This window comes from Edaphobacter paludis, assembly GCF_039993895.1.
Taxonomy (GTDB): Bacteria; Acidobacteriota; Terriglobia; order Terriglobales; family Acidobacteriaceae; genus Edaphobacter; species Edaphobacter paludis.
The window spans coordinates 2,037,072-2,055,886 of the sequence record NZ_CP121194.1 but is presented as its reverse complement, the minus strand read 5'-3'; the positions used below and the strand labels follow the sequence as shown (position 1 = coordinate 2,055,886).

Below are 18,815 nucleotides of genomic sequence, written 5' to 3'. Positions count from 1 at the left end.
GATTATGGTCTTGCCTCTACGGCAACCACGGCAGCACTCCCTGCAGGTATCTGAATCCTCCCAGCCTTCCCGCGAATCGTAATGGATTCCACTTTAGCCGGACGCCACGTTCCGTCCGCTCCGACGGCGGCCCCGGCAAAAGTCACACCCGACCTGCTCTCAAGACCTTGCCCAAGGAGACGCATGACGCTTGCATGGGTGAAATGCTGCTCCGAGCTGAATTCAATCTCGACATCGCGGGAGACATCTTTATTGATGATCGTCAAAACCATGCGGCCCCGGTCCTGGGCGGCGGCATAAATTTTGACGTTGACCGGTCCAGGATCGTAGTCGAGCGCAAGCCGCTCTCCCTGCCCACCCTGCGCGAAAGCAAGCATCCCATAGTAGTCGGGAGCCGCAGCATACATGCCATGTCCATCATCGCTGATCGGCGAATAGGAGCTGACGAAGTCCAGTTGATTAACCCCGGTCTCCATATTCACACCACCGCCTCCGCTCCAGGCCACCGTCAACATGTAGTCCAGCATCCATAGCGCGGAGCCAAGGGTATCGCTCACACCCGGCTTGCCTCCGCCAGAGAACGAGTTTGTTTCACAGATACGAAATGGAATCGATGCACCGTCGGCAGCCTGTTTCATCTTCGCGAGATCCGGTGCCAGCCTGAGATCGCTTTGCAGCAGCAGATCGAGCGTGCTTGCCGGATTGCGGGCTCCGCCACGGTAATAGTGGTGGGTCAGCAACTTTAAGTCGCTGCCCTCATCTTTTGCAAAGCGGATAGCCCAGTCAGTCGCCCCTGCCACGTCTGGGCCTGCAAGCGGAACGCCGGGCAACGCGGCGCGAATAGCAGACTTATAGCGCCGATAGTCGGCGAGATAGTCCTCATAACTGTATCCGCGTGGTCTGTGGCCCTCATGCCCGAACAGGTCAGGCTCATTGCCGATTTCGAAGGCAAGGAGTTTATCTTTTGTGAATCGCACGATTGCACGGGCTTCCTCAACCGCATTCTGTTCGGTGTTATTGCCGAGGTTCAATCCCCAGATCAGCTTCCATCCGGTAGCATCCAGAAAACTCCCGAGCTGCCGAAGGCTATCCTCGTTGACAATGGTCCCCTTGGGAGTCGAAAGCAGCTTGCCTTGTGGCTCATAAGAGGAGTAATCGGAGGTGTTCCCGCCAATCCGTATCACTCCATTCTTCCCCAGGTTACGGACGAGTTGTACATAGGTGTGATTTGCCGCTGTCAGCAGATTGGCCACTGCCACCGATGAGATCTCAAAGCCGAGACCAGTAAAGTCCGATGGAATCGCGCCAATCGTGCGCGTCGAGTCTAGCGCAACCCGTATAGGATAAGCCCCAGTCGTCGTGCTGAAAGCTCCGAAAGCCTTCTTTGAAAATATCTCGCCACATGCGAGAGCTGTCCCCGCAAGAAAAGTTCTACGATTGGTGCCTGTATTTTTGATCATTCTTTTCCTAATCTTCAATCCCAAGCTATGCTGCTTTAGCGAGCATTTTTGTAGATCATCTCCAGCAGCTCGTCATACATCGCCTTCTTTTCTTCTTCCGACCCTTCGCTGATGGCATGGGTGGCGCAGTGCGTCAGGTGATTGCGCATCAAGGCCCGAGCGACCGACCGCAGCGCCTCCTGCACGGAAGAGACCTGAATAAGAATATCGGCGCAATATCTGTCTTCATCGACCATCCGGTGCAGCCCGCGAATCTGGCCTTCGATGCGGCGCAGGCGACGTAGATTGGAAGCCTTGAGCTCCGGGTCCACGCCCACCGCCTTGCGACCGGCAGCCTCATCGCAGGATTCTTCCGCAACGCGACGATCTTTCGACGCAGCTTTCTTCGTAGCCATATCTTCCTTATGCGAGCCGCAGTCGGCGCAGTCGCAGGCTGTTCATCACAACACTAAACGAACTGAGGGCCATCGCCGCGCTTGCAAGCACAGGACTCAGCAGCAGGCCAAAGACAGGATAAAACGCTCCAGCAGCCAGCGGAATCCCAACCACGTTATATACGAATGCCCAGAAGAGATTTTGCCGAATCACGCGCATGGTGGCGCGTGAAAGTGCGATGGCCGCCGCAACCCCGGTCAGTTCGCTATGCATCAGGGTTACGTCGCCCGCTTCCATTGCCACGTCCGCGCCCGTCCCCATCGTAACGCCTACATCTGCCTGCGCCAGCGCGGGAGCATCATTGACGCCATCGCCCACCATGGCAACGACGCGACCCTCAGCCTGCAATCGCTTAATCGCATCGACCTTTCCCGCCGGAAGCACGCCTGCAATCACATCGTCCACGCCGACTTCGCGCGCAATCGCACGCGCTGTCCGCTCGTTATCCCCTGTCAGCATCACCACGCGAAGACCCTCACGATGAAACTGTCGGATCGCTCCGATAGACGCAGGCTTCACCGTATCGGCGACGGCGATCACTCCCTCCAAAGCGCCGTCGATCGCAATCCACAGCGGTGTCTTTCCCTCCTCCGCCAGCCGTTCCGCACTCGCTTGCAGCGGCGCAACAGAGATTCCGTTCTGTTCCATCAACGAGTCATTGCCCACCAACGTCGCTCTTCCTTCGACAACGCCCGAGATGCCGAAGCCGGCCTGTGATGCAAAGCTCTCCGGCTCCTCTAATACCAGGTTCTGCTGCCGCGCATAGTGAACCACAGCCGCGCCCAGAGGATGTTCACTGGCGCGTTCCAGCGCAGCAGCAAGTCGCACCAAACGCTCTTTGAGATGCTGCTCATCCAACCCCGTCGACGATGCCACCAGGACGTCTGTCACCTCTGGACGTCCAGCGGTGATGGTGCCGGTCTTGTCAAGCACGACCGTATCAATCTTCTCAAGGCGCTGCAGCGCCTCGCCCCCTTTTACAAGCAGACCAAAGGTCGCGCCGCGCCCAGTCGCCACCATCACAGCCGTAGGAACAGCCAATCCCATCGCACAAGGACAAGCAATCACCAACACCGTCACGGCGGCGGCACAAGCCTGCATGATGCCCGCGCCCGGCGCAAAGAACCGCCACGCTACAAAGGTCAAAACGGCAATGCCCAGCACCGAAGGCACAAAGATCGCACTCACCCGGTCTGCAAGCCGCTGAATCGGCGCACGCGACCCCTGCGCCTCCCGCAGAAGCCGCACAATCTGCGCTAGCATACTCTGCGCTCCCAGCATGGTCGCACGGTATTGCAACGCTCCCTGCTGATTGAGCGTGCCGCCGATTACCCGGTCCTGCGCTCTCTTTTCAACGGGCAGCGACTCTCCCGTAAGCATCGACTCATCCACGCTGCTCTGGCCGGAGACAACCTCGCCATCCGCAGGAATACGCTCGCCGGGACGCACCAGAATCAAATCGCCATGTTGAATCTGGTCTACGGGCAAATCATGCTCCGCGCCGTCCCGAAGCACGCGCGCCGTCTTTGGTTGCAGCTGCACCAGCTTGCGCAATGCCACCGCCGTCTGCCCCTTGGCTCGGCTCTCAAGCATATTGCCAACCAGCACCAAGCCGATAATCAGGATGCCCGCTTCAAAATAAACATCAGGCGCGATGCCATGCGCGACAAAGTATCCCGGCGCAATCGTGCTCGCGGCTGAATAGAGAAACGCCGCACCCGTGCCCAGCGCAATCAGCGTATTCATGTCCGCTGTCTTATGCAGTAGAGCCGACCACGCCTTGACATAGAAACGCCGCCCCGCCCATCCCGCAACCAATACCGCCAGCGCAAACAAAAACCAGCGAATAGCGCTCGCATCAACCGAATACATCCAGGGCATCGCCTTACGCAGCGCCGAATCGAGCACTCGCATCGACCAGTTCAGGAACGGGTCTTTCATGCGCTCCATGCCGCCCACGCTATTCATACTCATCAACGGCATCGACACAATCATGGCAACTACGCCAGCCGCAACACTCACCCCGGCCTTCCAGCGCAACTGTCGATATTCGCTTCGTTGCTCCTCGTCATTCCTCTCCTGAGCATCCAAAACCGATTCGTCCAGCACCGGCAGTTCCGCCCCATATCCTGTACTGCGAATCTTTTCGACCAGCTTCGACGCCGACACCACCCCCGGATCAAAGGTGACAGCGGCACGGTGCAGCATAAGATTCACGCTCGCACTCTGCACCCCTGCCTCTCCCTGAAGCGTTCGCTGCACAAACGACTGACACGCCGCACAGGTCATCCCGGTGACGGGAATTTCGACACGCTCCAGCGTGGTCTTCCCTGCTTCCTCACTCATTAACCCATGCGCCATACCATGCACCTCAATCTGCGACGCGCGCCGAAAATCCGATATGATCTACCGCCGCAGTGATCTTCTCGATGGATGTCTTTGCGGGATCAAATCCAACCGAGGCCGACCCCACATCCACCGTTCCAACCTCAACTCCTTCCACACCTTTCAGCGCAGTCGTAACCCTGCTCACGCAAGCTCCGCAGTGCATGCCATCAATCGAAAGTTTCAGTGTGTTTTCCATGTTTTAGCTCCTCACACCATGTTAGATGTAAATAGCCCCCAGGGGTATGAAAAATATCAGATATTTAACTAACGGTCAGTCTTCACTGATCTTCCAAAGCCGGCTCAATCCACGGCTGGCACGCCGGACACCAGTAAGTCGACCGGGCCTGCTCCCCCTGCTTTCGCATCATCACTGTAGCGCCGCATCTCCGGCACTCCTGCCCCTGTCGCCGGTACACCCAAAGCCTCTCTTCACGGTTCATGGCATGGGTCGTCCTCCGATTACCCGAGTACGTGACAATCCCATCCCCCTTCCCATCCACTACATTCGCCTTCATATAGCGCTGCGCGAAGTCCACCATCGTCTCCATATCTTTGGGCGTAATCGTCCGCATCGCCCGAAACGGATTCACTCCCGCAGCAAACGCCACCTCGCTCTTATAAACATTCCCCAAACCCGCCAGCACCCGCTGATTCAGCAGCACTACCGCAATCTCCGCATCGGGATGCTCCCGTCCATAGGCAGCCAACCGCGCCACTCCACCGGCCACTGTAAACTCAGCCGCAAGAATATCCGGCCCAAGCTTAGGTATCTGAGTATTCCGCTCCAGTGATCGCGCCGTATGAAACTCCGCAATCGGCACGTTGAAGGCCACCGCCTCCCAATCCCCATCGCCATCTCCCGCACGAATCACCACGCGCATCCGGCTCCGCCCCATCCGCCACCGTTCCCCCGGCCGGTAGAGATGCCAACTTCCGCTCATCAGCATGTGTGTAACCAAAATAAGGTCGCCGGAAAAATAAATCAGCAGCCACTTCCCCCGCGACTCTACCTTCTCTACGATCCGTCCCACCAGAGGAGAATCGTCATTCACTCGTGCCAGCTTAGCCAGCCCCGTCTCAAAACCGGTCACCGCCTTGCCGCCAATCGCCCTTTGCAGAGCCCGGGCCGCACGATAGATGGTATCGCCCTCAGGCATACAACTTCCTTCCCTGACATACCCCGTTTGGGCCGCTCGACTTACCTGAATGTGCAATTCTTACAAATCAAACAGGTAGTTACTCTCATCGCATAGCAATTCAAATCTTCCCAAAATCATATCTGTACTTCCCGAGGGAGCTAGTCCATGTATAAGTTGAAATTACTTGCAGTTATATTATCTGTCTCTACCTTGGCTGGCGCCCAGTCAGTTACCGTCGGCACGCTCACCTCCGTGCAAGATGGCACAACCACCACCATTACCGTTCCCGTCTCCGTTGCCGTGCCGCCAGGAACCACCGCCCCCACATCCGTTCCGCTCGCGTCGTTTGTCGTCACCGCTACGAACACCTCTGGAATATTAAATGCTGGTACTGCCTTCACTACGGTCCCCATGGACACCGTAGTTACCGACACCGCGTCAGCGTGGAACTGGACTACTAACTCCTACGTCATTCCTACCACTGGCACCTACCTCATTGTGTCGCATGTCCGTCTTGCCGATGGCGTCCCCCCTGGCGTCAGCTACGGCCAGGGTGTCAATCCAACGAACGTCGATAACCCGGACTTTCTCTGGACCACCACAAACGGAATGCGAAATGTAATTATGAATACCCGAATTGTTCAATTTACTGCGGGCACTGCAGTTCGGCTATTCACGTACGTCGATTCCCCTTCTCCCCTAAGCGTAATCAGCGCATCACTCAGCATTCAGCAGCTCCACTAAGAGGCCACCTGTGAAATCGTTCCTGGGTTTACTTCTTATGGTGGCTGCACCGCTCGCCGCCCAGACCCCCACGCCACGGACCATCATCTTCAAGGTGGTACTCACCACCGCACCCAGCTCACCAATTCAGCCTCCAACAGGAGATCCTGGACTGCCGCCGGTTACAGTTGGCGATCCGTCGGGTGGCTCGTCAACTGGCCCCATCACAAACCCTGGCTCGGGTTCAACGACGAGTCCACCCGCCAGTTGTGACGGTTATTCAAACGCAATCAGTGCGATGAATCATGTCTATGCAAACCTGCTCTACACGCAACAGATCTACACAGCGGCTGAAACTGCGAATCCAGCAAACGCCAGTACCTACACCATCAACAACAATACGCTTGTGGGAATGCAGCTCTATAGCCAGGACATCCGCGACATCATCAGAATCGGAGGTCCGAAGGACATGCTGACCCAGGACGTCGCGACAATGTCAACCAAGGTCGCAAAGCTGCCTACACTCCTGGGGAACAATCCGAAGTTGCCGCTCGCTTCGCTCGTCGCAGATATGCAGGCCAGCCTGACGAATGTCCGCCAGTTGGTCCTCGCGAGTTCCTGCTCTGAATCGCTTCCATAATCGGCTGGCCGCAATCGACATCTGCCAGCATGATGGTGGGCTGAATATCTCTCACAGAATATTCAGCCCACATTTTTCGCTAATTTTAGTGCTCACGCATTCGCTCTCGCATCGCCACGAACCCCCGGCAGATGCGGCAGTCCCCGCCTCACATTGAACCCCATCGCCCCCGCTGCAAAGCCCGCATCCAGCAATGCCCGGGCCATCGGATGCTCCGCCACCGCAATCCCATTTACCATCGCAATCAGCATTCCAGCCCGACTATTCTCATCCTCCAGGGCCTGCACGCGTTTCACCAGAAACTCCGCCAGACTGCGCATCACATGCGACCGCTGCGGCTCCTCCTCCGGCAGAAACGCCTGCACATTCGGGTTGCCCCGACGCAGATAAGCTACAAGCTCTCCATTGCATAAGATCACCTGCGCTCCCACACTCCGCGTCAGCGAAGACCCCGCATCCGGAGGTGCAGGCCATCGCAGCAGCGCTCCATAAGGATTCGCCGGATCGGTAGCCGCCAACTGCAACATCTCCGAACGCTCCGGCTCCTGCTGCACCCGAAGCGACCGCAGCAGATCCACCGCAGCCGGTAAAGCAAACTGAGTCGCCCCCAGATCTGCCGCAAAATATCCACGACGAATCTTGCCACTCTCCTCCAGCGCCTTCATCACGTCATAAATCGCAGAAAAGCCACCCGGCAGATTCTCCGCATGTGCCGTCTCACGAAACACCACACCATACCGCGTCAATAACTGTTGCGCCATCGCATGACTCCACGCTGTCGCCGACCAGTCTGCCACAAACGCCGCCGACTGCAAAGCCCATCGTCCCTGCGCCGTAGGCGGAGTTGTCCGCCGCGAACGAAATCCCGTCTGCTGATGTACCCGCCGCTGCTTACGCGCACTCGTAGCCGGCCGCTCGCAATAAGCCCGCAGCGCAGCCATCCCATCGTTTGTCACCAATCCCTTCCAAACCAGCTCCCACAACGCATCCAGCGTCTCTCCCGGATACCCTCCCCCAACCCCATCATGCAAATCCTGAAAGAACGAAGCCCCCCGTTCCCGCAGATACGCAATCACCTTCTCCGCTCGTTCACTGATCGCCGTTCCCTGCTCTTGGTTTCCTGCATTCCAAAGCCCCGGCAACTTCTCCGCGAGGTAAAGTCCAATCCGTCCATCTCGCTCGCCAATGGGATCAAGCCCCACCCAAACCACCTCGCCCGCAGCAATCAAAGTATCCAGATCAGCAGGCTTATATCCCAGTAATCGCGTCGGCAGAATCTCCGTCTCCAGAATCGAAGCTGGCAGCGGGGCGCCCTGCAAATTCTCAATCACATCCAGCAGAGCATCGAGCCCTCGTCGCGGCTGCACCACACCCTGCCACCGCGTCAGCAACCGCGCCAGCGTTCGCTGTTCAACGGGTTCGACCTCTTTACGCAACTGCGCCAGCGACTTCCGCCGAATCGTTCGCAGCACCTCGTTATCGCACCACTCGCGATGAATCCCACCCGGACGAAATCCACCCTCCACAACTCGCCCTGTCTGCACCAGCCGCTGCAATACGGCGTCAACACTCTCCACAGGCAGATCAAAACGTCCGGCAGCATCATGCGAAGTAAACGGCCCATGCGTCCTCGCATATCGTCGCAGCAGATCGACCACCGCCTCCGGAGCCGCCTCTAAAAATGCCGTAGGCAGTCCCGGCGGCAAAGGCACTCCAAGCGCATCCCGATACCGCGCTGCGTCCTCCACCGCAATCAACCGTTTCGCTCCAGCAAACTGAACCTCCAGCACCCGCCGCGCCCGCATCAGCTTTGTAACGCTCTCCGCCACCGCATCGCTCACACACCGCGCCCGCAGCTCATCCCGCGTCAAATCCCCAAGCCGCAACAGCAGATCATGCACCCCATCCATCGTCCGCGCCTTGTAGTTCTCGACGATGCATTGCAACTGCTCTTCCGTCTCCTCAATCGCATTTGCATCCAGCAACTCGCGAAGATCTGCATCGCCCATCAATTCCCGCAACTGGTCCTGATCGATTGAGAGCGCCTGCGCCCTCCTCTCCGCCAGCGGAGCATCGCCGTCATAGATATAGTTCGCCACATAGCTGAACAGTAATGCCGATGCAAACGGGCTCGGCGTCCGCGAGTCCACCGTATACACGCGCACCGACCGGTTCGCCATCAGCCGCAGCGTCTCCATCAGCGCAGGCATATCGAACACATCCCGCAGGCACTCACGATAAGCCTCCAGCAATATCGGAAACGAAGGATATCGGCTGGCCACACTCAACAGGTCATACGACCGCTTCCTCTGCTGCCACAGCGGAGTTCGCCCATCCATCCGCCGTCTCGGCAACAGCAAAGCCCGCGCCGCGCTCTCGCGAAACTTCGCCGCAAACAGCGCCGTCGATCCCAACTGTTGCAGCACCAGCTCCGCAGCCTCTTCCGGAGCCAGCAAAATCGGCTCTATCGCAGGAGCCTCCTCCGTCTCCGGAAACCGCAGCACAAACCCATCCTCGCTCCACATCGTCTCGACAGCCGGTCCACCATGAGCGCGAATCTTCGCCGTAGCCGCCATCGCCCACGGCGCATGAATCCTGCTGCCAAACGGCGTCAGCACACACACGCGCCAGTCACCCAACTCATCGCGCACGCGCTCGATCACAATGTTCCGGTCATCCGGCACAACCGTCGTAGCCAGCTCCTGGTCCGCCAGATACCGCAGCACGTTCTCCGCAGCCCCAGCCTCCAGATCATGCTCCTGCGTCAGCCGCGTAATCGCCACACTTCGCGGAGTCTCGCGCAGCTCCCGCACCAGCGCACCAATCCTGCGCCCAAACTCCAGCGGCCTGCCCGCACGATCCCCATGCCAGAACGGCATCTTCCCCGCCTCACCCGGAGCAGGCAAAACCAGTACGCGGTCATGCGTAATCTCTTCAATCCTCCACGCCGAAGCACCCAGCGTAAACACCTCGCCCGGCTTCGTCTCAAACACCATCTCCTCATCCAGCTCGCCCACACGAACCGGCTTACTCCGTTCCCCCGCCAGAAAAACCCCATACGTGCCGCGATCAGGAATCGTCCCACCGTTCAAGATTGCAATCCGCTTCACCCCCGCACGCGGTGTTATCCAGTTCCGCGTTCGGTCCCACGTCACCCTCGGCCGCAACTCCGCAAATTCATCCGACGGATACCGTCCCGCCAGCATATCCAGCACGCCATTGAAGACACTCCGGCTCAAACCCGCAAACGGAGCCGCACTCCGCATCAGCGCAAACAGAGCCTCATAGCTGATCCCCGGACTCTCCTCCTCCTCCGACTTATGCGCCGTCCGCCTCTCCGCATCCGCAACACCCAGAGGAGGATGCGCAATCACCGCCACCATCTGCTGCGCCAGTACATCCAGCGGATTCCGCAGAAACCGCGTCGACTCCACATGGCCCTCATGCATCGCCCGCGTGACCGCCGCGCACGCAATTAAATCCGCGCGATACTTCGGAAAGATAATCCCATGCGAAGGCGCGCCCACCTGGTGCCCCGCCCGTCCAATCCTTTGCATCCCACTCGCTACCGAAGGCGGAGCTTCAATCTGAATCACCAGATCAATCGCCCCCATATCGATGCCCAACTCCAGCGAGGAAGTAGCGATCAGCGCTTTGATCTTCCCCGCCTTCAACATCTCCTCAATCTCGCTCCGTTGCGCCGCCGCCAGCGACCCATGATGCGCACGCGCAATCGCCTCCCCAGCCAAATCATTCAGCGCTCCGGCAAGCCGCTCCGCCACCCGTCGCGCATTCACGAAGATCAGTGTCGAAGTCCTTCCTTGAATAATCTCCAGCAACCGCGGATAGATCGACTGCCAGATCGAAGTCCGCTTCGGCCCCTGCGAAGCCGGCCCGCTCGGCTGTTCTTCAATCTCACCCAGCCGAGCCATATCCTCCACCGGAACCTCCACCTTCAGCTCCAGCACCTTCCGCGCCCCCGCATTCACCACTGTCACCGGACGATATCGCGGAGCATTCACCCCCACATCCGCCTTCACCCCATCGTCGCTGGCCGCATCCATCAACACATTGGCCAGCGGTTCTTCTGTAACCGTATCGGTTACACTTCCCTGCCCCTCCGCTCCCCCCAGAAATCGAGCCACCTCCTCCAACGGCCTCTGCGTAGCCGACAACCCAATCCTCTGCAGCCGCCGTCCAGTCAAAGCCTCCAGCCGTTCCAGCGAAACCGCCATGTGCGCCCCACGCTTGCTCGGCACCAGCGCGTGAATCTCATCCACAATCACAGTCTCCACCGTCCGCAGCGACTCACCAGCCTCCGAAGTCAGCAGCAGATACAAGCTCTCTGGAGTCGTAATCAGAATCTCTCCCGGATGCCGCCGAAACCTCGCCCGCTCCTTCTGCGGCGTGTCTCCGGTGCGAACACTGATCTCCGGAATCCGCACCTCCACACCCTCGCGCTTCGCCATATTGGCGATCCCGGCCAACGGCGAGCGCAGATTCCTCTCCACATCAGCCGCCAATGCCTTCAAAGGCGACAGATACACGACCCTGCACCCTCGCGCTGCATCCGCAGCCGTCCGCAGCATCAATCGATCGAGGCACCACAGAAACGCCGTCAGCGTCTTGCCCGTTCCCGTCGGCGCCAGAATCAGCGTCGACTCGCCACGCGCAATCGCCGGCCACCCCTCGATCTGCGGAGCCGTCGGCGCCTCAAACACAGCCCTGAACCACTTCGCCGTAATCGGATGAAACAACGAAAGCGCAGCGTCCGCACTCGACGGTGTCGCTACGCCTACCTTTTTCGAATTGGAGGAAGCTCGCGGCACCTTTGGCACACTATATAAGATGCGTCCAAAGCTTCCTCCGTCCTAATCGAGCGGCGGCACAGGTCGATAGCAGTAAGAGCTGGAGGCAAACTCTACCTCAAACTGGTCCGATGAATCCTCCGCCTGTTCCGCATTTCCCAGCACCAGGCACCCATCCGGAGCCATCAACTGGTAGACACCCTTGAACAAATAGCTCCTGTCCTGTTGAGGAAAGTAAAGCAGCACATTGCGCAACATCACCAGATCAAACACCGGCAGCTTCGGCAGCGGCTCGCAGAGATTCGCATACTGAAACTCGCACATCGAGCGAATCCGTTCAGATATCTCCCACTCCTCGCCATCGCGCACCAGGTACTTCAACAGCATTCGCGCCGGCAAGCCCCGATTCACCTCCAACCTCCGATACCGTCCTCGCCGCGCATACTCGAGGACATACTGCGAGATATCCGTCCCAATAATCTTCACGTCCCATCGCGCAATCGCAGGAAAGTGCTCCGCAATCAGCATCGCCACGCTGTAGGCTTCCTGCCCCGTGGAGCTCGCCGCACTCCATATACGCAGCCGCCGCTGTTCTCTCCTCCGCTCAATCAATCGCGGAAGAATCGTCTCCCGCAGCATCTCAAACGGCTTCAAGTCCCGAAAAAAACTCGTCTCATTAATCGTCATCGCCTCGGCCACAGCGCGATGCAGATGAGGCGCTCTGTCCACTTTCAAAAGGCTGACGAAATCCTTAAGGTTGGCTGCACCCGCCTTCTGCGCAATCGGCTTCAGCCGCGCATCGAACAGCGAGTTGCGCGATGGATCGATGCGATTGGCCGACTGTTCCAACACCAGTGCTCGCAGATACGCATAATCCGAATCAGAGCAGGTCATGCATCGCCTCCCGCCGCGAACCCGCAGGACTCACTGCATGTTCAGCCGGTGCCAATCTCGTCGGCCGTCCCGCATTAACCCTCTGTTTCAACTCACCCGCAATCGCTCCCAGTGGCAAAACAGCATTCGCAATACCGGCATCCGCTACTCGCCCCGGCATCCCCCACACTGCGGACGTCGCCTCATCCTGCGCCAACACCACGCCACCCGCCTCATGCACCGCACGAGCGCCGCCCAGACCATCCGCACCCATGCCCGTCATCATCAACGCCAGCGCACCCGCTCCATAAAGCCGCGCCGCAGAATGAAACAAATAATCTACCGAAGGTCGGCAATGATTCAGCGGCTCCCGCTGATGCAGCTTCACTCTGGCCCCACGTCCTTGCAAACTCACATCGTCAATGCCAAATCCCATCCGCCGAACAGCTACCTCCATATGCGAGTCACCCGGAGCCAGCCACACCGTTCCCGGCACAATCGCATCGCCGTCATACGCCTGCCTCACCCGCAGCGCGCAACACTTATCCAGCCGCTCCGCCAGCGCTCCTGTAAACAACTTCGGCATATGCTGCACGATCAACACCGGCACAGGAAAGCTCGAAGGCAGCCGTGGCAGCATCTGCTCCAACGCGGACGGCCCGCCCGTCGACAGACCAATCACGACCACCTCAATGGGCGAATCTTTTCGTCCTGTGGTCGCTGCACTTTGCGCCGCCTGCGCAGCGTTCTCTCCGACTGTACGTCTGCGCCCCTTGGTCAACGCCGCAATCTTCGGCAGCAACTGCTGCGCCAGTGATTGCAACGCCGCAGTCAGATCACGCTGCGCATTCGGCTTCATTACATAATCTGCAGCCCCGCGCGCCAGCGCCTCCAGCGTCGATCGCGCACCCCGCTCCGTGTAAGAGCTACACATAATCACCGGCAGCCCCGGATTCACATCTCGCAGCCGGTCCAACACATCCAGCCCATTCAACCGAGGCATCTCCAGATCGAGCACCAGCACATCCGGCCCCAACCGGCCCACCGCCTCCAGACACTCCACGCCATCCTGCGCCGTCCCGCACAGTTCCATTCGCGGCAGACTGCTCGGCCCGTCCTCTCCATGCATCTCGAAGAGCTTCCGCATAATTTCACGCATCACTGCGGAGTCGTCTGCCGCCAGAACACGAAGCGGCTGTTCGCTTGAAATCCCCATGCCATCCACCCTCTTCAATTTCCTGTTCAGGCCGCTGCGAATCCAAGCAACGCCATCTTCTCGCGCAGGCTCTCCGGCGTAAACGGCTTCATCAGGAACTCATCCGCACCATGACTCAGCGCGGTCGTAATAAAGGAATTGTCGGACTCAGTCGTCACCATCATGACCTTCATCTCCGGCCCCAGTTGCGCCTCGCGCAACGCTTTGACGCACTCCAACCCATTCATCACCGGCATATTCACATCCAGCAACATCAGGTCGAACGCCTGCGCCGCCGCCAGCACCTCCAGCGCATTGCTTCCGTTGACGGCCTCTTCACAGGTAATCCCCATCCGGTGCAAAAGCTGCCGCAAATAATCGCGGATAAAGCTCGAATCATCGACTATCAGTGCTCGCATCCATCGCTCCCGTTCCGCCATGCCCAGTCATATGTCCAGTCACACTCCGTTTGAATAGACCCGTCTCCGCCAGCCGCGATGGCCGCAGCTTCTTCGGATCGAGCTGCACCATCAACCCCGTCTGCATCTTGTACGCTCCATCGAACAGCCACTTTCCACGCGCCTCAAGCGTGCAGGGATTGGTCTCCAGCATTCGCCGGTTCACCGTTACCACGCCACCGACCTCATCCACCATCAAGCCAAACCGCTCCGAGACTTCATCGTCTTCGAGTACCAGCACGCAACTCGTCGCACTGTTCTCGCTCATGCCCAGCAGTGCCCGCAGGCCACCGCTGTCAGCACTTCGCCGCGGTACGGCACCACACCTCCAATAAACGACGGTGCCATCGGCACCCGCTGCAACTCGCGCTTGCCCAGCACCTCTCGAATCTTCCTGGTATCGATGCCAAAACTTTCGCTGCCCGCAAACATCGAGCACAAAGACACTGCATCGTTCTCATCCTGCATCTCGTCTATCGAACTCCCCGCATTCATTGCGCTCTGGCCAACAAGTTTCATGCAACCTCCTTCCAGCCCGCCACCGCCTTCGCGCCAAACTGGTGGTGCACCATCGTCAACTTCTCCTTCACCAGCGCCAGCTCCATTCCCTCGGTCGACGCATCTTCTTCCAGCATCCTTCCCGAAGAAACATCAAGCACTCGTCGAACCACCATGCCAATCCTGTGCCGTCCGCCCGCGCCCGCGTTGGCGCAGATCAACACCGTCACCAGTGCCTCATCGTCTTTCTGATCCCCGCTCTCTAACTCCGCCAGCACATTGCCATCATCGCGCAGTGGCAGCAGATCGCCACGATACTGTAACAACGCTCTCCCGCCCGCATACTCAATCTGGGTCAACGGCACACTCTCAATCCGCTCCACCACGTCCAGCGGCAGCGCGGTACGCTCTCTCAAGCGATCTTCAAAGACCATGAACGAAACATCTGCGGCGTCCTCGGTCTTCGCCATCTCAACTTCTTCCGGCTCTTCCTCCGTCGGCTTTACCCCGGCGCGAGCAGCCGTTGCAGCAATATCAAGAATCAGCGCAAGCGTCCCATTCCCCAGAACAGTCGCGCCCGAGAACAAACCAATCTCCCGCAGCACCGACGACAACGGCTTCACCACAATCTCTTCCGGTGCCAGCAGATCGTCGACCACCAATCCATAGCGACAACCCTCTGCCTCCAGCACCGCCAGATAAAATCCATGCGCCTCATCCGTGCACTGCGTCTCCAGAGCCAGCAGCCGATCCAGCCACACCATAGGCAACAACCGCTCCCGTAGCCTGTAAAGCTCCGCAGCGCCAATCTTCTCGACTGCCTTCTGCGCCTCACGCTTCGGCACATACACAAGCTCCACCAGCGCGGTCTGCGGCAACGCAAAGCTCTGCCCGCCGCTGCGCACCACCAGCGCCGGAACAATCGCCAACGTCAGCGGAACCCGCAGCCTCAGCGTCGTCCCTTGCCCCATCTTCGATTCCACTTCAACGCTGCCGCCCACCTTCTCGACGTTTGCTCGGACCACATCCATGCCAACGCCGCGTCCCGAAACATTTGTCACCGCCGCAGCCGTCGAAAACCCCGGCAGAAAGATCAGTTGCAGCGCCTCCCGCTCCGACATCGCCGCCGCCTGCTCCGCCGTTACCAGATTGCGCTCCACCGCCTTCGCCAGCACGCGCTCAATTCCAATCCCCGCGCCGTCATCCGCAACCTCAATCACCACCGAGCCGCTCTGATGAAACGCCCGCAGCTTGACACATCCTTCGGCAGATTTCCCCGCCAGTACGCGAACATGCGGCGCTTCAATCCCATGATCCACCGCATTCCTCACGGCATGAGTCAGCGGATCCTTAATCGCCTCCAGCAGACTTTTATCCAGCCCCGTCTCCTGCCCGCTGAATTCGATCCTCACGTCCCGCCCGCAGGTCCGCGCCAGATCTCTTACAAGCCTCGGAAACTTGCCAAACAGATTTCCCACAGGCTGCATCCGCGCCTGCATCACCGTCTCGCGCAGGTCCGCCGTCACGCTGTCCAGTCGTCGCGCCAGTTCAGGAAAATTCGCCGCATCCATATTGCTCTGCAACATCTGGTTGCGCGTCAGCACCAGTTCGCCCACCAGATTCATCATGCGGTTCAACACATCCACATCGATGCGCAGCGTCTTATCGTTATTCCCCATCGCAGCCGCCGAAGTCCCACCCGCCGCAGGCGTCGCCGCAACATGTATTTCTGTCTCTTCGTGCTGCGTAGTCTCCACCGAATCCACAGCTGGCGGTGCAGCTCCATTCAAAGCCGCAAGCTCAGCAATCAGCTCACTATCCTCATCGTTAGCGCGGGTTCCCTCGCCACCCGTCGCTTCGATGAGGGCCAAAATCCGGCGTAGCCCATCCAGCAGACTGAGCAGCCCACTAATCAGCTCCGAGTTCACCGCCAGCTTGCCATCCCGCAGCGAGCCCAGCAGATGCTCCCCGGTATGCGCCAGCTTCTCCAGCCGCTCAAAGCCCAGAAACCCCGTCGTCCCTTTGATCGTGTGCACCGAGCGGAAGATCTCTCCCACCAGTTCGCCATCGTCGGGCCGCAACTCAAGCTCAGTCAGGCACCGTTCCATCCGGTCCAGACCTTCCTGGCTTTCCGCGATAAATTCTTTAGTCAAGTCATCCACAAGCTATCTATCGACAGATACCCACTAAATCATTAGCCGCCCCGCACTTGCCTATCTGGATACCCACCCATTAGCCTCACAAACATGCCGTCGAATCCTGCCTCCGAACTCACCCCATCACTGGTCGCACAACTCCAGCACAAAGCTGCCGCAGCCGCGCAAAAAGCCTACGCCCCCTACAGCCACTTCCGCGTAGGCGCCGCCCTCCTCCTTGAAGATGGCACCATCGTCACCGGCTGCAACGTAGAAAACGCCTCTTACCGCCTCACCACCTGCGCCGAGCAGACCGCCATCACCTCCGCCGTCGCCCTCCACGGTCCCGCCATCCGCATCCGCGCCATCGCCGTAGCCAACCTCAACAACGCCGCCAGCCAACCCTGTGGAGCCTGCCGTCAGACCATCCTGGAGTTCAGCACCCCCGATACCCTCATCTTCTTCCCCAAACCAGATGGCACCTTCGACCAGGCCACCATCGCCGAACTCCTCCCCGCAGCTTTTCTCCTAAATAAATGACCCAGCCCATCCACCCCATCGACATCATCCTCCACAAACGCGACGGCCTGGCCCTCACCGACGCCGAGATCAACGCCTTCATCCGCGCCATAGTAGATCGCACACCAGAAAAACAATTCGTCACCGACGCTCAAATCGCCAGCCTCCTCATGGCCATCTTCCAGCGCGGCCTCGACACCCGCGAGCTAGCCACGCTCACCACCGCGATGCGCTTCTCCGGCGAAACCTTCGACGCGACGCCCCTTCATACGTTCACCGTAGACAAGCATTCCACTGGCGGCGTCGGCGACAAGACCTCGCTCCTCATCGCCCCCATCCTCGCGGCCGCAGGTCTATCGAAACCCACGCCCGCCGGCATCCCCGGCATCTGCGTCCCCATGATCAGCGGCCGCTCGCTCGGCCACACCGGCGGCACCCTCGACAAGCTTGAAACCATCCCCGGCTTCAACACTCAGCTCAACCTCCAGCAACTCGCCGACACACTCAAAAATTGCGGAGCCGCCCTCATCGGCCAAACCCCCAGCATCGTTCCCGCCGATCGCATCCTTTATGCGCTGAGAGACCACACCGGCACCGTCGAATCCCCCTTCCTCATCTGCGCGAGCATCATGAGCAAGAAGCTCGCCGAAAGCCTCAACGCCCTCGTCCTCGACGTCAAAGTAGGCAGCGGAGCCTTCATGCCCACCTACGAAAAATCCAAATTCCTCGCCGAGCTTATGGTCCGCACCGGCAAAGCCTCCGGCACCCGCACCGTCGCCCTCCTCACTTCCATGGAAGAGCCGCTGGGCCGCTTCTCCGGCAACTGGCTCGAAGTATGGGAGTGCGTCGACATCATGCAGGGCAAACGCCACCCCATGTCCGCCGACCTCATCGAACTCTCGAACATCCTCTCCGGCTGGATGCTCCACCTTGCAGGCCAGGCCGCCACACCCGAAGCCGGAGCAAAGCTCTCCAACGAAATCCTCACCAGCGGAGCAGCCTACAACGCTTGGCTCAAAATCATCGCAGCCCAGGGCGGCGACACCACCATCTTCGAAAACCCCGCAGCCTTCCACAAACCCAAAGCCACCCGCAGCCTCACCGCCTCGCAAGATGGCTACCTCAGCAGCATGGATTGCAAACAAGTAGGCTGGGCCGTCCAGCGTCTCGGCGCAGGCCGAGCCAAACCCGGCGACCCGGTCAGCGCACACGCCGGTATAGAGATGCACGCCAAGCTAGGCGACAAGCTCAAAAAAGGCCAGCCCCTCGTCACCCTCTTCAGCGAAGACGCTGCACTCCTCAACGAACCCGAAGCTATGCTTCGCGAAACCCTCCGACTCTCCCCTACCCCACCAAAGCTCCAACCGCTCATCCGCGAAGTCATCACCGCAAACAAACTAGCCTGACTCCACAAATCCGGGTGCCGGGTGCGGGTGCCCCATATCTCAATTTTGAGATGGGTACATTCGCGAAGCGAACCGCCTTCCTCCGCCCCGCCACAAATCTCTATCCGAACCAAAGGCCTCTTGTTGTCATTCCCGAAG

14 protein-coding genes and 1 pseudogene are annotated in these 18,815 nt (G+C 59.2%); 4 read left to right on the top strand and 11 right to left on the bottom strand.

Annotated features, from left to right (window positions below; translation table 11 throughout):
- Positions 1–2 precede the first annotated feature (2 nt).
- The 5 genes from P4G45_RS08405 to P4G45_RS08385 all read right to left on the bottom strand — a co-directional run bounded on the left by P4G45_RS08405 (position 3) and on the right by P4G45_RS08385 (position 5,440).
- The gene (locus P4G45_RS08405; protein ID WP_348266029.1) at positions 3–1,460 is read right to left on the bottom strand and encodes a glycosyl hydrolase family 79 C-terminal domain-containing protein; all 1,458 of its coding nucleotides are present in this window, start codon (positions 1,458–1,460) and stop codon (positions 3–5) included.
- Positions 1,461–1,495: 35 nt separating this feature from the next.
- Positions 1,496–1,771 (bottom strand): metal-sensitive transcriptional regulator, encoded by a 276-nt coding sequence (locus P4G45_RS08400; RefSeq protein ID WP_348269239.1) that lies wholly within the window; start codon positions 1,769–1,771, stop codon positions 1,496–1,498.
- A gap of 91 nt (positions 1,772–1,862) precedes the next feature.
- Positions 1,863–4,256 carry a heavy metal translocating P-type ATPase gene (locus tag P4G45_RS08395; protein ID WP_348266028.1) on the bottom strand — a complete coding sequence of 798 codons (2,394 nt, stop codon included), beginning with the start codon at positions 4,254–4,256 and terminating at the stop codon, positions 1,863–1,865.
- A 10-nt stretch (positions 4,257–4,266) separates the two neighbouring features.
- Positions 4,267–4,479 carry a heavy-metal-associated domain-containing protein gene (locus P4G45_RS08390; protein ID WP_348266027.1) on the bottom strand — a complete coding sequence of 71 codons (213 nt, stop codon included), beginning with the start codon at positions 4,477–4,479 and terminating at the stop codon, positions 4,267–4,269.
- An 82-nt stretch (positions 4,480–4,561) separates the two neighbouring features.
- Entirely contained in the window at positions 4,562–5,440 is an 879-nt protein-coding gene (locus P4G45_RS08385; RefSeq protein ID WP_348266026.1) for a DNA-formamidopyrimidine glycosylase family protein, read from the bottom strand.
- Positions 5,441–5,587: 147 nt separating this feature from the next.
- Between P4G45_RS08385 and P4G45_RS08380 the strand changes: the two genes are divergently transcribed.
- Both P4G45_RS08380 and P4G45_RS08375 read left to right on the top strand, forming a co-directional pair.
- Positions 5,588–6,166 (top strand): hypothetical protein, encoded by a 579-nt coding sequence (locus P4G45_RS08380; protein WP_348266025.1) that lies wholly within the window; start codon positions 5,588–5,590, stop codon positions 6,164–6,166.
- 10 nt (positions 6,167–6,176) lie between these two features.
- Entirely contained in the window at positions 6,177–6,785 is a 609-nt protein-coding gene (locus tag P4G45_RS08375; RefSeq protein ID WP_348266024.1) for a hypothetical protein, read from the top strand.
- A gap of 92 nt (positions 6,786–6,877) precedes the next feature.
- On the opposite strand, the gene P4G45_RS08370 is transcribed toward P4G45_RS08375, so the two are convergent.
- The 6 genes and pseudogenes from P4G45_RS08370 to P4G45_RS08345 all read right to left on the bottom strand — a co-directional run bounded on the left by P4G45_RS08370 (position 6,878) and on the right by P4G45_RS08345 (position 16,779).
- A complete protein-coding gene (locus tag P4G45_RS08370; protein ID WP_348269238.1) occupies positions 6,878–11,614 on the bottom strand; it encodes a DNA glycosylase AlkZ-like family protein in 4,737 nt (1,578 codons plus the stop codon).
- A 42-nt stretch (positions 11,615–11,656) separates the two neighbouring features.
- Positions 11,657–12,487 carry a protein-glutamate O-methyltransferase CheR gene (locus P4G45_RS08365; RefSeq protein ID WP_348266023.1) on the bottom strand — a complete coding sequence of 277 codons (831 nt, stop codon included), beginning with the start codon at positions 12,485–12,487 and terminating at the stop codon, positions 11,657–11,659.
- Positions 12,474–13,682: a chemotaxis response regulator protein-glutamate methylesterase gene (locus P4G45_RS08360; protein WP_348266022.1), complete on the bottom strand. Its 1,209-nt coding sequence runs from the start codon at positions 13,680–13,682 to the stop codon at positions 12,474–12,476. Before P4G45_RS08360 ends, P4G45_RS08365 begins: the two co-directional genes overlap by 14 nt.
- Before the next feature lie 26 nt (positions 13,683–13,708).
- Complete coding sequence (locus tag P4G45_RS08355) at positions 13,709–14,080, bottom strand: response regulator (RefSeq protein ID WP_348266021.1); 372 nt, start codon at positions 14,078–14,080, stop codon at positions 13,709–13,711.
- Positions 14,058–14,551: pseudogene (locus P4G45_RS08350) on the bottom strand (chemotaxis protein CheW). The gene P4G45_RS08355 and the pseudogene P4G45_RS08350 overlap by 23 nt, the downstream one beginning before the upstream one ends.
- Before the next feature lie 83 nt (positions 14,552–14,634).
- Positions 14,635–16,779: a chemotaxis protein CheA gene (locus P4G45_RS08345; RefSeq protein ID WP_348266020.1), complete on the bottom strand. Its 2,145-nt coding sequence runs from the start codon at positions 16,777–16,779 to the stop codon at positions 14,635–14,637.
- Positions 16,780–16,863: 84 nt separating this feature from the next.
- On the opposite strand from P4G45_RS08345, the gene cdd reads away from it, so the two are divergent.
- Positions 16,864–17,292, top strand: a complete 429-nt coding sequence (cdd, locus tag P4G45_RS08340) for a cytidine deaminase (RefSeq protein ID WP_348266019.1) — start codon at positions 16,864–16,866, stop codon at positions 17,290–17,292.
- Positions 17,289–18,677, top strand: coding sequence for a thymidine phosphorylase (locus P4G45_RS08335; protein ID WP_348266018.1), 1,389 nt, complete (start codon positions 17,289–17,291; stop codon positions 18,675–18,677). Before cdd ends, P4G45_RS08335 begins: the two co-directional genes overlap by 4 nt.
- The last annotated feature ends 138 nt before the right edge of the window (positions 18,678–18,815 follow it).

Excerpts from the sequence above, each read along its gene's own strand:
- P4G45_RS08380 (WP_348266025.1), top strand. The coding sequence starts at position 5,588 with ATGTATAAGTTGAAATTACTTGCAGTTATATTATCTGTCTCTACCTTG.
- P4G45_RS08360 (WP_348266022.1), bottom strand. The coding sequence starts at position 13,682 with ATGGGGATTTCAAGCGAACAGCCGCTTCGTGTTCTGGCGGCAGACGAC.
- cdd (WP_348266019.1), top strand. The coding sequence starts at position 16,864 with ATGCCGTCGAATCCTGCCTCCGAACTCACCCCATCACTGGTCGCACAA.
- P4G45_RS08405 (WP_348266029.1), bottom strand. The coding sequence starts at position 1,460 with ATGATCAAAAATACAGGCACCAATCGTAGAACTTTTCTTGCGGGGACA.
- P4G45_RS08385 (WP_348266026.1), bottom strand. The coding sequence starts at position 5,440 with ATGCCTGAGGGCGATACCATCTATCGTGCGGCCCGGGCTCTGCAAAGG.
- P4G45_RS08395 (WP_348266028.1), bottom strand. The coding sequence starts at position 4,256 with ATGGCGCATGGGTTAATGAGTGAGGAAGCAGGGAAGACCACGCTGGAG.
- P4G45_RS08390 (WP_348266027.1), bottom strand. The coding sequence starts at position 4,479 with ATGGAAAACACACTGAAACTTTCGATTGATGGCATGCACTGCGGAGCT.
- P4G45_RS08355 (WP_348266021.1), bottom strand. The coding sequence starts at position 14,080 with ATGCGAGCACTGATAGTCGATGATTCGAGCTTTATCCGCGATTATTTG.
- P4G45_RS08365 (WP_348266023.1), bottom strand. The coding sequence starts at position 12,487 with ATGACCTGCTCTGATTCGGATTATGCGTATCTGCGAGCACTGGTGTTG.
- P4G45_RS08335 (WP_348266018.1), top strand. The coding sequence starts at position 17,289 with ATGACCCAGCCCATCCACCCCATCGACATCATCCTCCACAAACGCGAC.